Below are 17,921 nucleotides of genomic sequence, written 5' to 3'. Positions count from 1 at the left end.
AAAACGCCCGGTCGCATCGCGGCCGGGCGTTTTTCATATGCAAAGGGGACTGGTTTTCGGTCCCGCGGTGCGTGGGTCCGTGACGGCTCAGATCTTGCCGACCAGATCCAGGGACGGCTTCAGGGTGCCTTCGCCTTCCTTCCACTTGGCCGGGCAGACTTCGCCCGGGTGGGAGGCGACGTACTGGGCAGCCTTGATCTTGCGCAGCAGTTCATTGGCATCGCGACCGATGTTGCCGGCGTTCAGCTCGATGATCTGGATCTTGCCCTGCGGGTCGACGACGAAGGTGCCACGTTCGGCCAGACCGGCTTCCTCGATCAGCACTTCGAAATTGCGGGAGATGGCCAGAGTCGGGTCACCGACCATCGGGAACTGCAGTTTCTTGATGGTCTCGGAGCTGTCGTGCCAGGCCTTGTGGGTGAAGTGGGTGTCGGTGGACACGGCATAGATTTCCACGCCCAGCTTCTGGAATTCGGCGTAGTTGTCGGCCAGGTCGCCCAGCTCGGTCGGGCAGACGAAAGTGAAGTCGGCCGGGTAGAAGAAGAATACGGACCACTTTCCTTGCAGGTCGGCTTCGGTGACGTCGATGAACTTGCCGTTGTGGTAGGCGGTGGCTTTGAACGGCTTGACTTCAGTGTTGATCAGAGACATCTGCGAACTCCTTTTTGTGGATGGAAAAACAGGGGCGATGTTACGCGATCCAGGGAAAAACCTTCATTGATTGACCGTATGGGGTTCATTGTTCCAATCAATCGAAGGTTTCGGCGATGGCATATGCCGAATGGCCGATATGGGGCTGGCCGCTTCACGATACAAGCCCTGCATGTCGAAAAGATTGTCTCCATGGCCCGTGCTGCGACATGTGCGTCGTGGCCAGTGTGAAAACGGCCCGCGCAGGACGACGGGCCGGATCGATGAGGGGAGAGGGCTCAGCCCTCGTCGCCGTCTTCCTCGTCGCTGCCGCCTACGTTCATGCCGAGTTCCTTGATCTTGCGCGTCAGGGTGTTGCGTCCCCAGCCGAGCAGCAGGGCCGCATCGCGACGGCGTCCGGCGGTGTGCTTGAGTACGCTCTCGATCATCACCCGCTCGAAGGCCGGCACGACGATGTCCAGCAGGTTCGACTGACCGCGGGCCAGGGCCTGATCGGTCCACTGACGCAGGGCCTGTTCCCAGTTGCTGGCCGGCGCGTTCTCCTGGGCATGGCTGAGCAGTTCCGGCGGCAGGTCGTCGATGTGCACCTCGCGGCCCGAGGCCATCACGGTGATCCAGCGGCAGGTGTTCTCCAGTTGGCGCACGTTGCCGGGCCAGGGCAGATTGCTCAGGTACTCCTCGGTTTCCGGCTTGAGCGTCTTGGGCTCGACCGCCAGTTCCACGGCGGCGCGGTTGAGGAAATGCCGGGTCAGTGCGGGGATGTCGGCGCGACGGTCGGAGAGGCGCGGGATGTGGATGCGGATGACGTTCAGGCGATGGAACAGATCCTCGCGAAACTTGCCAGCCTGCACCAGGTTTTCCAGGTTCTGATGGGTGGCGGCGATGATTCGTACGTCGACCTTGACCGGCGTGTGACCGCCGACCCGATAGAACTCGCCGTCGGCCAGCACGCGCAACAGGCGTGTCTGGGTGTCGGCCGGCATGTCGCCGATCTCGTCGAGGAACAGGGTGCCGCCGTCGGCCTGCTCGAAGCGTCCGCGGCGCAGGCTGGCGGCGCCGGTGAAGGCACCCTTCTCATGGCCGAACAGCTCGGACTCCATCAGTTCCTTCGGGATCGCCGCCATGTTCAGCGCGATGAAGGGGGCCTTGGCACGCGGGCTGTGACGGTGCAGGGCATGGGCGACCAGTTCCTTGCCGGTACCGGACTCGCCGTTGATCAGCACGGTGATGTTGGAGTGGGAGAGGCGGCCGATGGCACGGAATACCTCCTGCATCGCCGGCGCCTCGCCGATGATTTCCGGAGTGTTGGCCTGGATGGTTGGCACCTCCAGCCCCTGCTGCTCTTGGGCGTGCAGGTTGGCACGCTTGATCAGCGACACCGCCTCGTCGACGTCGAACGGCTTGGGCAGGTATTCGAAGGCACCGCCCTGGTAGGAGGCCACCGCGCTGTCCAGGTCGGAGTGCGCGGTCATGATGATCACCGGCAGGCGCGGGTAATGCTCGCGGATCTGCGCCAGCAGCTCGAGGCCGCTGGCACCGGGCATGCGGATGTCGGAGATGATCACGTCGGGCCGCTGGCGGGACAGGCGGCTGAGCACGCCGTCCGCGCTGTCGAAGCTCTGGGTGGTCATGCCTTCCTGTTGCAGGGCCTTTTCCAGGACCCAACGGATGGAGCGGTCGTCGTCGACGATCCACACGGTTTCGCTTCGGCTCATGAGGATGAGGCTCCTGGGTCCAGCGGCAGGTAGATCGAGAAGCGGGTATGGCCGGAATGGCTTTCGCATTCGATCAGGCCCTGGTGCTGGCTGATGATGTTCTGGGTGATGGCCAGGCCCAGCCCGGTACCGTCCGGGCGACCGCTGACCATGGGATAGAACATGGTTTCCTGTAGTTCGGCGGGAATGCCGGGGCCGTTGTCGATGATTTCCACCCGGCAGACCAGGCGGTGGCGGACGTGGCCGATGGTGAACTGGCGCAGGGTCCGGGTGCGCAGATGGATTCGACCGAGGCGCAGGTCGCTCTGGCCGGTCAACGCCTGCATGGCGTTGCGTACGATATTGAGCACCGCCTGGATCATCTGTTCGCGGTCGATCATCAATTCCGGGATGCTCGGGTCGTAGTCGCGCACCAGTACGATGCGCCCCTCGCTTTCCGCCATCACCAGGCTGCAGACCCGCTCCAGCACCTCGTGGACGTTGGTCCATACCAGGGACGGCAACTTGTTCGAGCCGAGCATGCGATCCACCAGATTGCGCAGGCGATCGGCCTCTTCGATGATGACGTTGGTGTAGTCCTTCAGGGCCTCGTCCGGCAGTTCGCGGGCCAGCAACTGGGCCGCGCCGCGGATGCCGCCGAGCGGGTTCTTGATCTCGTGGGCCAGGCCGCGTACCAGCAGCTTGGTGGTTTCCTGCTTGGACAACTGGGCCTCTTCCTTGGTGATCCGCAGCAGGCGGTCGCGTGGGTAGACCTCCAGCAACAGCAGGGTCTGGCCACGGCAGATGACCGGTGTCACCGCGTAGTCCACCGTCTGGGTCTTGCCGGTCAGCGACGTCAGCTGGGCTTCGCGCTTGGTGAACGGATGCGCCTCGGCCACGGCCTGGCGCAGGGAAACCAGGGCTTCGGGGGATTCGGTGAAAAGCTCGCTGATGAATTGTCCGTGGCTGCGCTGGCCGCTGATGGCCAGCAGCATTTCCGCGGCGGGATTCATGTATTCCAGACGCAGCTCGCCGTCGAGCAGGATGGTGGCAGTGGTCAGGTTATCCAGCAACAGTCGGTGCAGGTTGTCGTTATCAGGCATTGGCTGGCTCTACCAGGGCTCCGGCATCGGGTCGGCAAATGCAAAAAACGCACCGGAATTTTCGAGGCGATGGAAGAGCGTGCTCCATGCCGGCTTTTGGCGCGCCTTGCGCACGACGGATGGTCCAATATGGAAACATTATAGTAAGGACAGGACGTGAGCCGCCCCAAAACAGGGCGAAACCTACAGGAAAGGGATGTAGGGGATGTCTCGTTTCTGGGCTGGCTTGTCCTTTTGCGGACACTCCGGGCGTACACCGTAATCGGCGAATTGGCAGGGCCTGGCCAGGCGTTTCTGGATCAGCGAGGGGCGCTTCACGTGCACGGCCTGTTCGGGGCTGCTTTCCAGAAGGCGGCCTTCGGCGTCGAGGATGTCCACGGCCAGCGAATGGGTACCGCGTTCCAGGTTGTCCAGGGAAAAGACCGGTCCCGATCCGCCCGGGCCGACTGGCGTGTCGTCGAGCCGCAGCCGGTAGCGATGGCCGGGATGAAGGCCGGGCTCGCTGACGGCGGTCACTGTCAGCGCACCGGCATCGCGCACGGTGGCGTCGGGTTCCGGAGCGAGAATGCGCAGCCAGCGGTAGCCGGGCTTCTTCGTCCGGTCGCTGGGTTTTCCCGGTGCCGGCTCTGCCGTGGCCGGGGCGGGCATGCTGTTGGTCGGACTCAGGTGGATCGCCGATGCGCCGTCCAGTGGCCGGTTGGTGAAGACCCGGTTGCCCTGTTCGTCGAGCTGGCTGTAGATCCCGGCCGTTGCCGGGAAGGCGAGCAGGGCGAGGGAGAAGGGGAGGATTCGCACGAAGACCTCTATCTGCGCCGATGGACCCGCTGGACGGTGAAGCGCAGCGCAGAGCTCCGCTGCAGGGCGTCTTCGCCCGCGAGCACTTCCACCGCCAGGCTGTGTTCGCCACGCTCGACATTGACCAACTCCAGGCGTGTGGCGCGACCGGGCTGGCCGTAGGGCTGGCCATCCAGCAGCAGGCGCAGGCTGTGTCCAGGGCGCAGCCCGGGCTCGATGGCCACCTCGACGGCAAAGCTGCCGTCGTTGGCACGCAGGGACTCGCCGTCCGCAATACCGGTCAGTTCGAGGCGGCTATAGCCGATCTTCTCGGATTGCTCTTCGCGCAGAACCGCTTCCGGTGGACGAGGCGGCGGGATGACGATGCTGGGGGTCGGCAGCTCGACCTTTTCCGCCGCCACTCCCTCGGGCGGTTGGCTGCTGAAGACCGGATTGCCGTTGGCGTCGAGGTATTTGTATATCTGTGCGCCGGCCGGAAGAGCCAGCAGCAGGAGCAGGCTGGGCAATGCACTGCGCATGGGCTGATTTCCGCGAAAGACGTCGGACGAAACCTTGCGCCGCGACTGCAGGGCTGGCAAGTCCGGTCTTCTCGAAGCGTTATGGCGATCACTCAAAAAAGAAAGGCCTCCCGAGGAGGCCTTCCAGAGTATCGCCGGCTGGATCAGACGCTGTAGTACAGGTCGTATTCCAGCGGGTGCACGAAGGTGCGCACCTTGATTTCCTCTTCGCTCTTCAGCTCGAGGTAGGCATCGATGAAGTCGTCGGAGAAGACGCCGCCCTTGGTCAGGAAGGCGCGGCCCTTGTCCAGTTCTTCCAGGGCCTCCTTCAGGCTGCCGCACACCTGCGGGATTTCCTTGGCTTCTTCCGGCGGCAAGTCGTACAGGTTCTTGTCGGCGGCATCGCCGGGATGGATCTTGTTCTGGATGCCGTCCAGGCCGGCCATCAGCAGCGCGGCGAAGGCCAGGTAGGGGTTGGCCGACGGGTCCGGGAAGCGCGCTTCGATGCGGCGGGCTTTCGGGCTGTTGACGTAGGGGATGCGGATGGAGGCGGAACGGTTGCGGGCCGAGTAGGCCAGCATGACCGGAGCTTCGAAACCGGGGACCAGACGCTTGTAGGAGTTGGTCGACGGGTTGGTGAAGCCGTTCAGCGCCTTGCCGTGCTTGATGATGCCGCCGATGAAGTACAGGGCGGTGTCGGACAGGCCGGCATAGCCTTCGCCGGCGAAGGTGTTCTTGCCGTCTTTGGCGATGGACATGTGCACGTGCATGCCCGAGCCGTTGTCGCCGTACAGCGGCTTCGGCATGAAGGTCACGGTCTTGCCGTAGGCGTCGGCGACGTTGTGCACGCAGTACTTCAGGGTCTGCACTTCGTCGGCCTTGGCCACCAGGGTGTTGAAGCTGACGCCGATCTCGTTCTGGCCGGCGGTGGCCACTTCGTGGTGGTGAACCTCGACCTTCAGGCCCATCTCTTCCAGGGCGTTGCACATGGCGGTGCGGATTTCGTGGTCGTGGTCGACCGGCGGAACCGGGAAGTAGCCGCCCTTGACGCCCGGACGATGGCCCTTGTTGCCGCCTTCGAAGTCGGCGTCGGTGTTCCAGGCAGCCTGTTCGGAGAAGATCTTGAACATGGAGCCGGAGATGTCGGACTTGTACTTCACTTCGTCGAAGATGAAGAACTCGGGCTCCGGACCGAAGAAGGCGGTGTCGCCGATGCCGGTGGACTTCAGGTATTCCTCGGCGCGGCGGGCGATGGCGCGCGGGTCGCGATCGTAGCCCTGCATGGTCGAGGGCTCGATGATGTCGCAGACGATGATCAGGGTCGGCTCTTCGGTGAACGGATCCAGCACGGCGGTGCTGTCGTCCGGCATCAGGATCATGTCGGAGGCTTCGATGCCCTTCCAGCCGGCGATGGAGGAGCCGTCGAACATCTTGCCGTATTCGAAGAAGTCGTCGTCCACGTCACGCGCCGGCATGGTTACGTGTTGCTGCTTGCCTTTGGTGTCGGTGAAGCGGAGATCAATCCACTTCACGTCATGTTCTTTGATCAGTTGAAGCGACTTCGACATATTGTCCTCCAGGTGGAGAGAGCCTCGAAAAGACCCTCGGGAATTCGGGTAAAACCGGGCGGCGATCATCCGCCAAGGCAAGCCGCGCCACAAGGGAGCAAGTTTCATGCCACTACCTTGGCGGAGTAGGGGAATTCTTCGCCGGTCGGGCCTGCCCGGTACCGGCTATTCTGGCGAAAATTTCTGCTCTGTTTATGTGCCTGGGTCAGAAGATTTGTTTCATTTTGGTGCGCTGTGGGCGCCTTGCCGATAGTTGGTCAAGTCTTGAACAAGATCCGCTATAATCCCGCCCCCTCTTTTGCCTGACCGGCCCGTGCAGCCTCCATGAAACTCATCGTCAAGGTCTTCCCGGAAATCACCATCAAGAGCCCGCCGGTGCGCAAGCGCTTCATTCGCCAACTGGCGAAGAACATCCGCACCGTGCTGCGCGACCTGGATCCGGAGCTGGCGGTGACGGGCGTGTGGGACAACCTCGAGGTGGAGACCGCGGTCGAGAAGCCGCGCCTGTTGCGCGAGATGATCGAGCGGCTGTGCTGCACGCCCGGTATCGCCCACTTCCTCGAGGTGCACGAGTATCCCCTGGGCGACCTCGACGACATCCTGGAGAAGTGCAAGCGCCACTACGCCGGGCAACTGCCCGGCAAGATCTTCGCCGTGCGCTGCAAGCGCGCCGGCAGGCATCCCTTCACCTCGATGGAGGTGGAGCGCTACGTCGGCGGCTGCCTGCGCCAGCAGTGCGGTGCCGCGGGCGTCTCGCTGAGCGCTCCGGAAGTGGAAGTGCGCATGGAGATCCGCGACCAGCGCCTGTTCGTCGTCCACCGTCAGCACGACAGCATCGGCGGTTACCCGCTGGGCGCCCTGGAGCAGACCCTGGTGCTGATGTCCGGCGGCTTCGACTCCACCGTGGCGGCTTTCCAGACGATGCGCCGCGGGCTGATGACCCATTTCTGCTTCTTCAACCTGGGCGGGCGCGCCCACGAGCTGGGGGTGATGGAAGTCGCCCACTACCTCTGGCAGAAGTACGGCAGCTCGCAGCGCGTGCTGTTCGTCAGCGTGCCCTTCGAGGAGGTGGTCGGCGAGATCCTCGGCAAGGTCGACAACAGCCAGATGGGCGTGATCCTGAAGCGCATGATGCTGCGCGCCGCCACGCGCGTCGCCGAGCGCCTGAAGATCGACGCGCTGGTCACCGGCGAAGCCATCTCCCAGGTGTCCAGCCAGACCCTGCCGAACCTCTCGGTGATCGATTCGGCCACCGACATGCTGGTGCTGCGCCCACTGATCGCCAGCCACAAGCAGGACATCATCGACACCGCGACGCGCATCGGCACCGCCGAGTTCGCCCGGCACATGCCCGAATACTGCGGGGTGATCTCGGTGAATCCGACCACCCGCGCCAGGCGTGACCGCATCGATTACGAGGAGCGCCAGTTCGACATGGCGATCCTCGAGCGCGCGCTGGAGCGCGCCCACCTGGTGCCGATCGACCGGGTGATCGACGAACTGGGCGAGGAGATTTGCGTGGAGGAGGTCCGCGAGGCTCTGGCCGGACAGATCGTCCTCGACATCCGCCATCCGGAGGCGGTCGAGGACGGGCCGCTGGAGTTGCCCGGCATCGAGGTGCGGGCGCTGCCTTTCTATGCGCTGAACAACCGCTTCAAGGAACTGGACAGCAACCGCCAATACCTTCTTTATTGCGACAAGGGTGTCATGAGCCGCCTGCATGCTCATCACCTGCTGAGCGAGGGACATGCCAATGTGCGCGTTTATCGTCCGGCATAGGTTGCCGGGTCTGCTCGGTGGCAGTATTCGCCACCGCCCTCCCGACCGCTGAGCGTCCGAACCGTCGCTGCCGGGGACGCCGGCCAGCCTTCCTTTTTTCAGCGTCCAGCCCTTAGCTGGAGGCTTTCATCGAGATAGAAACGTGATCGAAAAACTGCGCAACATCGCCATCATCGCCCACGTCGACCATGGCAAGACCACCCTCGTCGACAAGCTGCTCAAGCTCTCCGGCACCCTGGATCGCAAGGAGGCCGAGAACGAGCGCGTGATGGACTCCAACGACCAGGAAAAGGAGCGTGGCATCACCATCCTGGCCAAGAACACCGCCATCCAGTGGAACGGCTACCGCATCAACATCGTCGACACCCCCGGCCACGCCGACTTCGGCGGCGAGGTGGAGCGCGTGATGAGCATGGTGGACTCCGTGCTGCTGGTGGTCGACGCCCAGGACGGCCCCATGCCGCAGACCCGTTTCGTGACCCAGAAGGCGTTCAAGGCCGGCCTGCGTCCGATCGTGGTGGTGAACAAGGTCGACCGCCCCGGCGCGCGTCCCGACTGGGTGATCGACCAGATCTTCGACCTGTTCGACAACCTCGGCGCCACCGACGAGCAGCTCGACTTCCCGATCGTCTACGCCAGCGCCCTGAACGGCATCGCCGGGCTCGACCACGAGAAGATGGACGACAACATGGATGCGCTGTTCCAGGCCATCATCGACCACGTGCCGGCCCCGGTGGTGGACGTCGAGGGCCCGTTCCAGATGCAGATCTCCCAACTGGACTACAACAGCTTCCTCGGCGTGATCGGCATCGGCCGCATCGCCCGCGGCACCGTCAAGGCCAACAGTCCGGTAGCCGCCGTCGGCGCCGACGGCAAGAAGCGCAACGGCCGCATCCTGAAGATCATGGGCCACCACGGGCTGCAGCGCGTCGAGGTGCCGGAAGCCACCGCCGGCGATATCGTCTGCGTCAGCGGCATGGAGGAGCTGTACATCTCCGATACCCTGTGCGACCCGCAGAACGTCGAGGCCCTGCCGCCTTTGACCGTCGACCAGCCGACCGTGAGCATGACCTTCCAGGTCAACGACTCGCCGTTCGCCGGCAAGGAAGGCAAGTTCGTCACCAGCCGCAACATCAAGGACCGCCTGGACAAGGAACTGCTGCACAACGTGGCGCTGCGCGTCGAGCAGGGCGACAGCCCGGAGAAGTTCAAGGTCTCCGGCCGTGGCGAGCTGCATCTGTCCGTACTGATCGAGACCATGCGCCGCGAAGGCTTCGAACTGGCCGTGGGCCGCCCGGAAGTGGTGATCATCGAGAACGAGGCCGGCGAGAAGCAGGAGCCCTACGAGAGCGTCACCATCGACATCGAGGAGCAGCACCAGGGCCCGGTGATGGAGCAGATGGGGCTGCGCAAGGGCGACCTGACCAACATGATCCCGGACGGCAAGGGCCGCATCCGTCTCGAGTACACCATCCCGGCGCGAGGCCTGATCGGCTTCCGCAACGCCTTCCTGACCATGACCTCGGGTACCGGCATCCTCACCAGCACCTTCAGCCACTACGGCCCGATCAAGGCCGGCGAAGTGGCCCACCGCCAGAACGGCGTGCTGGTGTCCATGGCCACCGGCACCGCGCTGACCTACTCGCTGGAAACCCTGCAGGACCGCGGCAAGCTGTTCCTGTCGCCCGGCGAGGAGGTCTACGAAGGCCAGTTGGCCGGCATCCACAGCCGCGATAACGACCTGGTGATCAACCCGACCAAGGCCAAGAAGCTCGACAACATGCGCGCTTCCGGCAAGGACGAGACCATCCAGTTGACCCCGGCGCTGAAGTTCACCCTGGAGCAGGCGCTGGAGTTCATCGACGAGGATGAACTGGTGGAGGTGACGCCGAAGTCGATCCGCCTGCGCAAGAAGCTGCTCAACGAGAACGACCGTAAACGCTACGAGCGCAGCAAGGTCTGAGCCGAAACGCTTCGTGCTGAAAAAGCCCTGCCGGCGCCGCCGGCAGGGCTTTTTGCTGGTGCGCCCAGCATGGGCGCACTCCTGCGGGTGCAAGTCCCGCCATGAGCTGGTCACAGCGAATGAAGCGAAGCGCAACTGCGTGAGGGCGACCGAGCGTGGGGAGGAAGCGCGGAGCGTAAATCGTGAGCCGATGAACAAGAACCGCATAGAAGGCGCTGCCGAGCAGGGCAAGCGGGCCAGTAACCGCGAAGCTCTTGTGACCAAGGCGAGGCGGCGTAGATGCGGCGGTTGTGCGGTGAAGGAGTGCGTTCTTACCTGGGGAGATCTCGCCTCATGCCTGAAAGGGCGACGGTGTCGAGCCGGAGCGAGAAGTCAGCAGAGGTCGTAGTAGCCGCAGTAGCGGGGCCGCAGAGGCCAGATGCGAACCGGTGAAGGACCGAACGAGAGGAAGTGTTGGAAACGATGTCGATGTCGGAGGCCATGCACCAGAAGCCCGCGTGCGCGGGGCGGCATGCCGCAGGCCAGGGTGAAGCCCCGGCCAAGGTATCCCGTGGTGAAGCCGAAGGCCCGCGACATGAGATGGAAGGCACAGGGTCGGCGCTGCTGGAAGCGGCGCTGACGCGAGAGAACCTGCGGCAAGCGTTCAAGCGGGTGCGAGCCAACCGGGGATCGGCGGGCGTGGACGGTCTGGACATCGACCAGACGGCGCGCAAGCTGGTGACCGAGTGGCCTGCGATCCGGGAGCAATTGCTGCGGGGGACGTACCGGCCCAGTCCGGTACGGCGGGTGATGATTCCGAAGCCGGATGGGAGCCAACGAGAATTGGGTATTCCGACGGTGACGGATAGACTGATCCAGCAGGCGTTGTTGCAAGTGCTGCAACTGCTGCTTGATCCGAGCTTCAGTGAGCACAGCTACGGGTTCAGGCCCGGAAGACGGGCGCATGACGCGGTGTTGGCCGCGCAATCGTTCGTGCAGTCGGGCCGGCGGATAGTGGTGGACGTGGACCTGGAGAAATTCTTCGACCGGGTCAACCACGACATTCTGATCGACCGCCTACGCAAACGCATCGACGACGCGGGAGTCATCCGGCTGATTCGTGCGTACCTGAGCGCGGGGATCATGGATGGCGGGGTGGTCATCGAGCGGGACCAGGGGACGCCGCAAGGCGGGCCGCTGTCGCCGCTGTTGGCCAACGTCCTGCTCGACGAGGTGGACCGGGCGCTGGAGCGGCGGGGCCATTGCTTCGTGCGCTACGCCGATGACTGCAACGTGTACGTACGCAGTCGGCGGGCGGGCGAGCGGGTGATGAATCTGCTGCGCAAGCTGTACGGCCGGCTCAAGCTGAGGGTCAACGAAGCCAAGAGCGCGGTGGCCAGTGCGTTCGGCCGCAAGTTCCTGGGGTATGCCTTCTGGGCAGCGCCGAAGGGACAGGTCAAGCGCAAAGTGGCGGCCAAGCCGTTGGCGACGTTCAAGCAGCGGATCAGGCAACTGACGCGGCGCAGCGGTGGGCGCAGCATGGCGCAAGTCGTGCAGGAGCTGCGTCCGTATGTGCTGGGCTGGAAGGCTTACTTCGGACTGTCGCAGACACCGAGAGTCTGGCGTTCGCTGGGCGAATGGCTGCGGCATCGGTTGCGTGCCGTCCAGCTCAAACAGTGGAAACGCGGCAAGACCCTGTTTCGGGAACTGCGCGCCCTGGGGGCCAGCCACGAGGTGGCGCAACGGATCGCGGCCAACAGCCGCCGATGGTGGCGCAACAGCGGCAAGCTCCTGAACAGCGTGCTCAACCTGGCGTGGTTCGACCGGCTGGGCCTACCCCGACTCGCCTGACCTCAACCTCTCGAACCGCCCGGTGCGGACCCGCATGCCGGGTGGTGTGGCAGGGGCGCTGCCTTGACGGCAGCCCCCTATGCCGATCCTGGCGTTCGCAATGCCCAGCCTGCGTCCGTTCGGATGCGAGAGGTTCGGCCGGAGCGGTTTTCGGAGGGAAAGGCGGAGGGACTCGGGTTGCCGTGCGCCGAAGTGGGCTGGCGCACGGCAATTGTCGCTTCAGCTACGCGCCTGCGAAGGCCGGGGCTGGGCGAGGGGCCTTACTTGTAATAGCCGACCACGCACACCTGGTCGGCGGCCTTGGTCACGAAGGTGACCTTCTCGACCGGCGTATCGCTGCCCGGACGCGGCCACATGTAGGACACTTCGCTGATCGTGCCGGGCTGGGCCTTGGCGTAGATTTCCTCGCCCAGGGCCTTGCCTTCCTTGTCCTTCAATTCCTTCAGGCTCTTGCCGACCAGCGTGGGATGCGCGGTGAAGGCGCCGTCCGGGCCACCGCAGTAGGGATAGAGGTCGCGATCCTTGAAGCCGTCCTCGCCCTTGGTGAACTTCTCCAGGGCGGAGGCCTTGTCGGCTTCGACCGCCGTCACGGCCTTTTCGAGCATGGCCTTGGCTTCCTCGGCGGTGCCGAACTCGCCGGCTTGAGCGGTCAGGTGGATACCCGCAGTGCACAGCATTACCAGCAGGGTCTTGCGCATGAATGTCTTACGCCTCTTGTTCTTGTTCTTGTTATTTCATGGTCTTCGGGCCGCCGATCGGCGGTCCCGGCTCGATCCTAAGCCAGCCGGATGAGGCCGATAAACTGCGACCATGGTCGTGCTTAACCTGACGGCGGGGTTCTGGCATGGCACCTGATCGACTGAACCGGGGGGAGCAGGTTTTCCAGGACCGTTCTATAACGCTATTTCCACAGTGTTCGATCTGCACGCCGAAGTTGGCGCCGTTGCGATCGGAGCCGAAGGGACCGCTGGCGGACAGCGCGGAGTCGGGAGCCATAGCGGTCGCCGCGCGCTGGGCCGCCTCGTTCCAGGCCGCGTAGGTGTAGTAGAAGCGGATCTCCGGGCGCGTCCAGAAGCCCGGCCCCGACGGCGACCAGGTGGGGGCGATGGTGAACTTGGTCAGCTTGCGGGTACCGCCGGGGGCCTTGATCTGGTCGCGGCCCAGCTCGGCGATCAGCTTGAACTGCTCGCTGAAGGCGTAGACCGGCCGTACGCCGATGGACAGCCAGCGCTGGTCGTCGCCGTCCGGGCGGATGTCCTTCTGGTAGACGATGCCGAACTGGCCGCCGAACCGCTAGAGCATTTTTACCTTATCCCGATTCATATCCGGCTGCCTCGAAGTAGTGCCTGCAGTCCTGCGCCGAGAACTGCGCAATCGCCTCGCCAATGCTCTGCCACAGCTGCGGCACGGTCCGCGCCGCCGCCTTTCTCAGCAGTGCCTTGAGCTTGGAGAAGGCCATCTCGATCAGGTTCAGGTCGGGGCTATAGGGTGGCAAGTAGCGCAGTGTGGCTCCTGCGCCTTCGATGGCCTGGCGTACCCCCGCCACCTTGTGGGCCGGCAGGTTGTCCATCACCACGATATCGCCGGGCGTCAGCTCGGGTACCAGAACCTGCCCGACATAGGCCAGGAAGACCGGGCCGTTCATGGCGCCGTCGAGCACCAGCGGCGCGCTCAGGCCATCCAGCCGCAGGCCGGCGGTAAAGGTCGTGGTTTTCCAGTGGCCGTGGGGGATCGCGGCCCGGCAGCGCTCGCCGCGAGGGGCCCAGCCTCGCAGGCGGGCCAGGTTCGTCGAAGCGGCGGTTTCGTCGACGAAGATCAGCTTGCGCCAATCGAAACCGGACTGCTCCTCGATCCATCCCTGTCGGGCTGCCTGGACGTCCGGCCGTTGCTGCTCGGCTGCATGCGCGGTCTTTTTTTGAACGTCATGGCGTGCCGGTCGAGAAACGTCCACACCGTCGCCAGGCTGACACGGACGCCACGCTCCCGTTCGAGGGTCGCGGCGAGTTCGGCCAGCGTCAGGTCGGGGGTCTGCTCGAGCAGGCCGAGCAGGTAGTCCGCATGGGGATCGAGCCGCAAGCCCCGGGGCTTACCCTGTCGGCGGGCGACGAGTTCCCCGCCTTCCCGGAAGCGCCGTACCCAGACGATCGCTGTTGCCGTCCCGACGTCGAATCGCTCGGCGGCCTGCCGAGCCGATAGCCCACCCATGGCCGCGTCGACGACGCGCCGGCGAAGGTCAATGAAATGGACTCCCCCCTCCTACGGCGTCAATGCACCAGACTGAAGTTGCTGGAAACAGCAGTCACCAGAGGAGAGCGTCCCCATGAAACTCAAGCGGATAGGCGTCGATTTGGCAAAGCAGGTGTTCCAGATTCATGGCGTCGACAGCCACGAGCAGGCGGTCTGTCGCAAACAGCTCAAACGCTCGCAAATGCTGGACTTCTTTCGTCAACTCGAACCCTGCACGGTGGCGATGGAGGCCTGCGGCAGCTCCCATTACTGGGCGCGCGAGCTGAGAGTCCAGGGACATGAGGTGCGACTGATCGCACCGCAGTTCGTCAAACCCTACGTCAAGAGCGGCAAGAACGACGCCAATGACGCCGAAGCGATCTGCGAGGCGGCCAGTCGACCGAACATGCGTTACGTCGAGGTGAAGAGCGCCGAGCAGCAGGCCGGCCAGGCCCTGCACCGGATCAGGAGCCGCCTGATCCGGGCGCGGACGGCGCTGGTCAACGAGATTCGCGGGTTGCTGGGCGAGTTTGGCCTGGTCGAGAGCCGGCACGGCGTGGCGGCTACCCGCCGACTGGCACAGGCGGCCTTGGCGGATGCCGAGAACGGCCTGCCGGGCCAGATGCGCGGGTTACTGGTGGAGTTGCAAGGCGAATTGGTCGAGCATGAAGCGCGCTTGTCTCGTCTCGACGAAACGATCCAGCGCCAGGCTCGCGAGGACGAGCGGGTGGAACGCCTGATGCTGGTCGAGGGCATCGGTCCGATCACGGCCACCGCCCTGGTGTCGGCCGTGGGCGATGCTCGCCAGTTCCGCAGCGCCCGGCAGTTCGCTGCCTGGCTGGGGTTGGTTCCTCGCCAACACTCCAGCGGCGGCAAGGAGCAGCTGGGCCCGATCAACAAGCGAGGCGATACTTACTTGCGCACGCTGCTGGTTCACGGAGCCCGAGCGGTGCTCAGGCACTGCCAGGACAAGGCGGATCGACGCAGCCAGTGGCTCCAGCGCTTGCTGTGTCGACGCAACCCGAACATCGCCACGGTCGCTTTGGCGAACAAGAATGCCCGGATCGTCTGGGCGATCCTCAGTCGGGGAGATTGCTATCAACCTGGCTGAAAATAAAATCGCAGGCTGCACAGCCTGCAAAATGTTGAGCAGTAACCAGTAGATCCACCCCGATTGCACAGTGACATGCAGCGATGACGAACCGGTCGAACCGGCATGTGTAAAGCCTGCACAGTGCGTCGGCCCCCTGCAAGCAAGGCCGCTAGATCAATCAGGCACACATGAGCGGATTTTCATCATGGCTCGGGGCAGCCAATGCCTCATCGGAAGCCGGATATACGCAAGCAGTCGTACCTACGTTCGTCGGCAGGGCAAATCACTGGCAAACCGGGGGGAGTCCATATATGCACTGTATGCCCGAGCCATTCTGGTCTCCTTGTCCGAGCGGGAGAGGAGAACCGAAATGACCAGGAAGAGCAACCCCTGTATGTCGAATTCGTATTTTCTAAAAATGCTCTAGGGCCTGTTAACACTACTCCGCGCGGCCGCGACGGAGCCTGTTTTTGCGCGGGGTTAGGCGCGAGGAGAGAAGTTTGGTCATTCCAAACGAACGACGAGTAACGACGCTCCGCGCAAAAACGGGCCCGTCCCTGCGGGTTGCGCGGCAAATGGCGCCATGCGTCGTTGCGGGACTTGGCAAGGGAATGCCATTCCCTGCGTCCCGCGCCTCGCCTGGCGCCATTTGCCGCAGCAACGCGGCTCGCGGAGAGTAGTGTTAACAGGCCCTAGGTGGTCGCGCACCTCGCCACCGCCGGGGTTGACCACCTTCGCGCCCTTGGCCCGGGCGTCGGCCACCAGGGTGGCGAGGAAGTTGGTCTTGCCCGGCTCCGGCAGCGGGGTCAGCGCCACCCCCGGCTCCCAGGGCATGCCCGGCTTGAGCGCGGCGAGCTTCTGGTTGAATTTCTCGAGGAAGGCGTCGACTACCTGTTCGTGGACGAAGAGGATCTTCAGTGCCGTGCAGCGCTGGCCGTTGAACGACAGCGCGCCGGTGATCGCCTCGCCGACCGCGTTGTCCAGGTCCACCTCGGGCAGCACGATGCCGGGGTTCTTGGCGTCCAGGCCGAGCGCGGCGCGCAGGCGGTGCGGACGCGGGTGCAGCTTCTTCAGGTCGCTGGCGCCCTTGTTGGTGCCGATGAAGGCGAACACGTCCACCTTGCCGCTTTCCATCAGCGCGCTGACGGTCTCGCGGCCGCGCCCGTAGATGACGTTGATCACCCCGGCCGGGAAGCTGTCGCGGAAGGCTTCCAGCAGCGGGCGGATCAACAGCACGCCGAACTTGGCCGGCTTGAACACCACGGTGTTGCCCATGATCAGCGCCGGGATCAGGGTGGTGAAGGTCTCGTTCAGCGGGTAGTTGTAGGGGCCCATGCACAGCGCCACGCCCAGCGGCACGCGGCGGATCTGGCCGAGGGTGCCCTGCTCCAGCTCGAAGCGGCTGGAGCGGCGGTCGAGTTCCTTGAGTTCGTGGATGGTGTCGACGATGTAGTCGCAGGTGCGGTCGAATTCCTTCTCGGCGTCCTTGAGGTTCTTGCCGATCTCCCACATCAGCAGTTTGACCACCGCCTCGCGCTGCTCGCGCATACGCGCCAGGAAGGTCTCGACGTGCTGGATGCGCCCGGCCACCGGCAGGCTCGGCCACAGGCCCTGGCCGTTGTCGTAGGCCCTGACCGCGGCGTCCAGCGCGCTTAGCGCGGCGCCGGCGTCGAGCAGCGGGGTGCTGCCGAGGACGACCTGCTCGTCGCCCTTGGCGGTCTTCAGGTGGATGGGACTGCGCACGGCGGCCAGCGGGCCGTCCCAGCGGCGCAGTTCACCGTCGACCAGGTAGTCGCGCTGTTCGAGGGGCGCGCCCGGGCGGTATTGCTCGGGGATATCGGCGGCGGCGGGGAAAAGGGTGTGCAGACGGCTCTCGGTGCTCATGGTTCCTGTCTCTCTTGTTGGATGGCGGCTCGACGGCCCACGCGGATCGCTCCCCTCTCCCCCGCGGGGGAGAGGGAGGTGGCTAGCGTGCGGCGGCCTGGCAGATCGCGGCGAACGCGGCCGCCTCCAGCGAGGCGCCGCCGATCAGCCCGCCGTCGATGTCCGGCTGGGCGAACAGCGCGGCGGCGTTGTCGGCCTTGACGCTGCCGCCGTAGAGGATCGGCGTGGCCACGCCCCGCGCGGGGTCGTGCTGGGCCAGCAGGTCGCGGATATGCCGGTGCACCGCCTGGGCCTGCTCGGGGCTGGCGGTCTCGCCGTTGCCGATGGCCCACACCGGCTCGTAGGCGATCACCCCGGCGGCGAGGCCCTCGATGCCCGAGCGGCGCAGGACCGCCTGCAACTGCGCGGACACCAGCGCCTCGGTACGCCCCTGGCGGCGCTGCGCCAGGGTCTCGCCGACGCACAGCACCGGCACCAGGCCGGCCCTGAGCGCCACGGCGAACTTCTCCGCCACCGTCTCGTCGCACTCGCCGTACAGGCTGCGCCGCTCGGAATGGCCGACCAGCACGTAGCGGCAGCCCAGCTCCCCGAGCATGCCGGCGCTGACTTCGCCGGTGAAGGCGCCCTTCGCCGCCACGTTGAGGTTCTGCGCGCCCAGCGCCACGCCGGAGCCCTCCAGCAGGGCGGCGACCTGCGCCAGGTAGGGGAAGGGCGGACAGACCGCCAGTTCGACGCCGTCGAGCGCCGCCAGCGACGGCAGCAGTTCGTCCAGCAGGCGCCGGTTGGCGGCCAGGTCGCCGTTCATCTTCCAGTTGCCGATGACCTGTTTGCGCTTCAT

13 protein-coding genes and 2 pseudogenes are annotated in these 17,921 nt (G+C 64.8%); 4 read left to right on the top strand and 11 right to left on the bottom strand.

Annotated features, from left to right (window positions below; all coding sequences use genetic code 11):
• Positions 1 to 87: 87 nt before the first annotated feature.
• From ahpC to glnA, 6 genes are all read right to left on the bottom strand, one after another.
• Positions 88 to 651, bottom strand: coding sequence for an alkyl hydroperoxide reductase subunit C (ahpC, locus tag AVCA_RS20915; protein WP_012703065.1), 564 nt, complete (start codon positions 649 to 651; stop codon positions 88 to 90).
• A gap of 278 nt (positions 652 to 929) precedes the next feature.
• The gene (ntrC, locus tag AVCA_RS20910; protein WP_012703064.1) at positions 930 to 2,366 is read right to left on the bottom strand and encodes a nitrogen regulation protein NR(I); all 1,437 of its coding nucleotides are present in this window, start codon (positions 2,364 to 2,366) and stop codon (positions 930 to 932) included.
• Positions 2,363 to 3,448, bottom strand: a complete 1,086-nt coding sequence (glnL, locus tag AVCA_RS20905) for a nitrogen regulation protein NR(II) (RefSeq protein WP_012703063.1) — start codon at positions 3,446 to 3,448, stop codon at positions 2,363 to 2,365. The genes ntrC and glnL overlap by 4 nt, the downstream gene beginning before the upstream one ends.
• A gap of 183 nt (positions 3,449 to 3,631) precedes the next feature.
• Entirely contained in the window at positions 3,632 to 4,243 is a 612-nt protein-coding gene (locus AVCA_RS20900; RefSeq protein ID WP_012703062.1) for a DUF4124 domain-containing protein, read from the bottom strand.
• Positions 4,244 to 4,251: 8 nt separating this feature from the next.
• Entirely contained in the window at positions 4,252 to 4,761 is a 510-nt protein-coding gene (locus AVCA_RS20895) for a DUF4124 domain-containing protein (RefSeq protein ID WP_012703061.1), read from the bottom strand.
• 143 nt (positions 4,762 to 4,904) lie between these two features.
• Positions 4,905 to 6,308 carry a glutamate--ammonia ligase gene (glnA, locus tag AVCA_RS20890; RefSeq protein ID WP_012703060.1) on the bottom strand — a complete coding sequence of 468 codons (1,404 nt, stop codon included), beginning with the start codon at positions 6,306 to 6,308 and terminating at the stop codon, positions 4,905 to 4,907.
• 324 nt (positions 6,309 to 6,632) lie between these two features.
• On the opposite strand from glnA, the gene thiI reads away from it, so the two are divergent.
• The 3 genes from thiI to ltrA all read left to right on the top strand — a co-directional run bounded on the left by thiI (position 6,633) and on the right by ltrA (position 11,880).
• Positions 6,633 to 8,087 (top strand): tRNA uracil 4-sulfurtransferase ThiI, encoded by a 1,455-nt coding sequence (gene thiI, locus AVCA_RS20885; protein WP_012703059.1) that lies wholly within the window; start codon positions 6,633 to 6,635, stop codon positions 8,085 to 8,087.
• 142 nt (positions 8,088 to 8,229) lie between these two features.
• The gene (typA, locus tag AVCA_RS20880; RefSeq protein ID WP_012703058.1) at positions 8,230 to 10,050 is read left to right on the top strand and encodes a translational GTPase TypA; all 1,821 of its coding nucleotides are present in this window, start codon (positions 8,230 to 8,232) and stop codon (positions 10,048 to 10,050) included.
• A 462-nt stretch (positions 10,051 to 10,512) separates the two neighbouring features.
• Positions 10,513 to 11,880, top strand: a complete 1,368-nt coding sequence (gene ltrA / locus AVCA_RS20875) for a group II intron reverse transcriptase/maturase (protein ID WP_012703057.1) — start codon at positions 10,513 to 10,515, stop codon at positions 11,878 to 11,880.
• A 260-nt stretch (positions 11,881 to 12,140) separates the two neighbouring features.
• Here the strand turns inward: ltrA and AVCA_RS20870 are convergent, their stop codons facing one another.
• From AVCA_RS20870 to AVCA_RS20865, 3 genes and pseudogenes are all read right to left on the bottom strand, one after another.
• Positions 12,141 to 12,578, bottom strand: a complete 438-nt coding sequence (locus AVCA_RS20870; protein WP_012703056.1) for a cache domain-containing protein — start codon at positions 12,576 to 12,578, stop codon at positions 12,141 to 12,143.
• Between the two features lie 214 nt (positions 12,579 to 12,792).
• Positions 12,793 to 13,173, bottom strand: a pseudogene (locus AVCA_RS25560) (carbohydrate porin); the annotation flags it as partial.
• Positions 13,174 to 13,189: 16 nt separating this feature from the next.
• Positions 13,190 to 14,085 (bottom strand): IS630 family transposase gene (locus tag AVCA_RS20865; RefSeq protein ID WP_236616293.1). Its coding sequence is split into 2 segments (ribosomal slippage): positions 13,190 to 13,791 and positions 13,791 to 14,085, totalling 897 coding nucleotides; the frame shifts between segments, so codons are not numbered across the junction.
• Positions 14,086 to 14,200: 115 nt separating this feature from the next.
• Between AVCA_RS20865 and AVCA_RS20860 the strand changes: the two genes are divergently transcribed.
• A complete protein-coding gene (locus tag AVCA_RS20860; protein ID WP_012700000.1) occupies positions 14,201 to 15,217 on the top strand; it encodes an IS110-like element ISAzvi2 family transposase in 1,017 nt (338 codons plus the stop codon).
• A gap of 651 nt (positions 15,218 to 15,868) precedes the next feature.
• On the opposite strand, the pseudogene AVCA_RS20855 reads toward AVCA_RS20860, so the two are convergent.
• Positions 15,869 to 17,083 (bottom strand): annotated as a pseudogene (locus tag AVCA_RS20855) (aldehyde dehydrogenase family protein); the annotation flags it as partial.
• 82 nt (positions 17,084 to 17,165) lie between these two features.
• Positions 17,166 to 17,921 (bottom strand): triose-phosphate isomerase, encoded by a 756-nt coding sequence (gene tpiA, locus AVCA_RS20850; RefSeq protein ID WP_012703054.1) that lies wholly within the window; start codon positions 17,919 to 17,921, stop codon positions 17,166 to 17,168.

The sequence above is a fragment of the Azotobacter vinelandii CA genome, assembly GCF_000380335.1.
Classification (GTDB): Bacteria; Pseudomonadota; Gammaproteobacteria; order Pseudomonadales; family Pseudomonadaceae; genus Azotobacter; species Azotobacter vinelandii.
The sequence above is the reverse complement of the archived record's forward strand: the minus strand, read 5'-3'. Positions and strand labels throughout refer to the sequence as shown.

What these genes read in the sequence shown, in the direction of transcription:
- ahpC (WP_012703065.1), bottom strand. Translation starts at nt 651, where the DNA reads ATGTCTCTGATCAACACTGAAGTCAAGCCGTTCAAAGCCACCGCCTAC.
- ntrC (WP_012703064.1), bottom strand. Translation starts at nt 2,366, where the DNA reads ATGAGCCGAAGCGAAACCGTGTGGATCGTCGACGACGACCGCTCCATC.
- glnL (WP_012703063.1), bottom strand. Translation starts at nt 3,448, where the DNA reads ATGCCTGATAACGACAACCTGCACCGACTGTTGCTGGATAACCTGACC.
- AVCA_RS20895 (WP_012703061.1), bottom strand. Translation starts at nt 4,761, where the DNA reads ATGCGCAGTGCATTGCCCAGCCTGCTCCTGCTGCTGGCTCTTCCGGCC.
- glnA (WP_012703060.1), bottom strand. Translation starts at nt 6,308, where the DNA reads ATGTCGAAGTCGCTTCAACTGATCAAAGAACATGACGTGAAGTGGATT.
- thiI (WP_012703059.1), top strand. Translation starts at nt 6,633, where the DNA reads ATGAAACTCATCGTCAAGGTCTTCCCGGAAATCACCATCAAGAGCCCG.
- ltrA (WP_012703057.1), top strand. Translation starts at nt 10,513, where the DNA reads ATGTCGATGTCGGAGGCCATGCACCAGAAGCCCGCGTGCGCGGGGCGG.
- AVCA_RS20870 (WP_012703056.1), bottom strand. Translation starts at nt 12,578, where the DNA reads ATGCGCAAGACCCTGCTGGTAATGCTGTGCACTGCGGGTATCCACCTG.
- AVCA_RS20860 (WP_012700000.1), top strand. Translation starts at nt 14,201, where the DNA reads ATGAAACTCAAGCGGATAGGCGTCGATTTGGCAAAGCAGGTGTTCCAG.
- tpiA (WP_012703054.1), bottom strand. Translation starts at nt 17,921, where the DNA reads ATGAAGCGCAAACAGGTCATCGGCAACTGGAAGATGAACGGCGACCTG.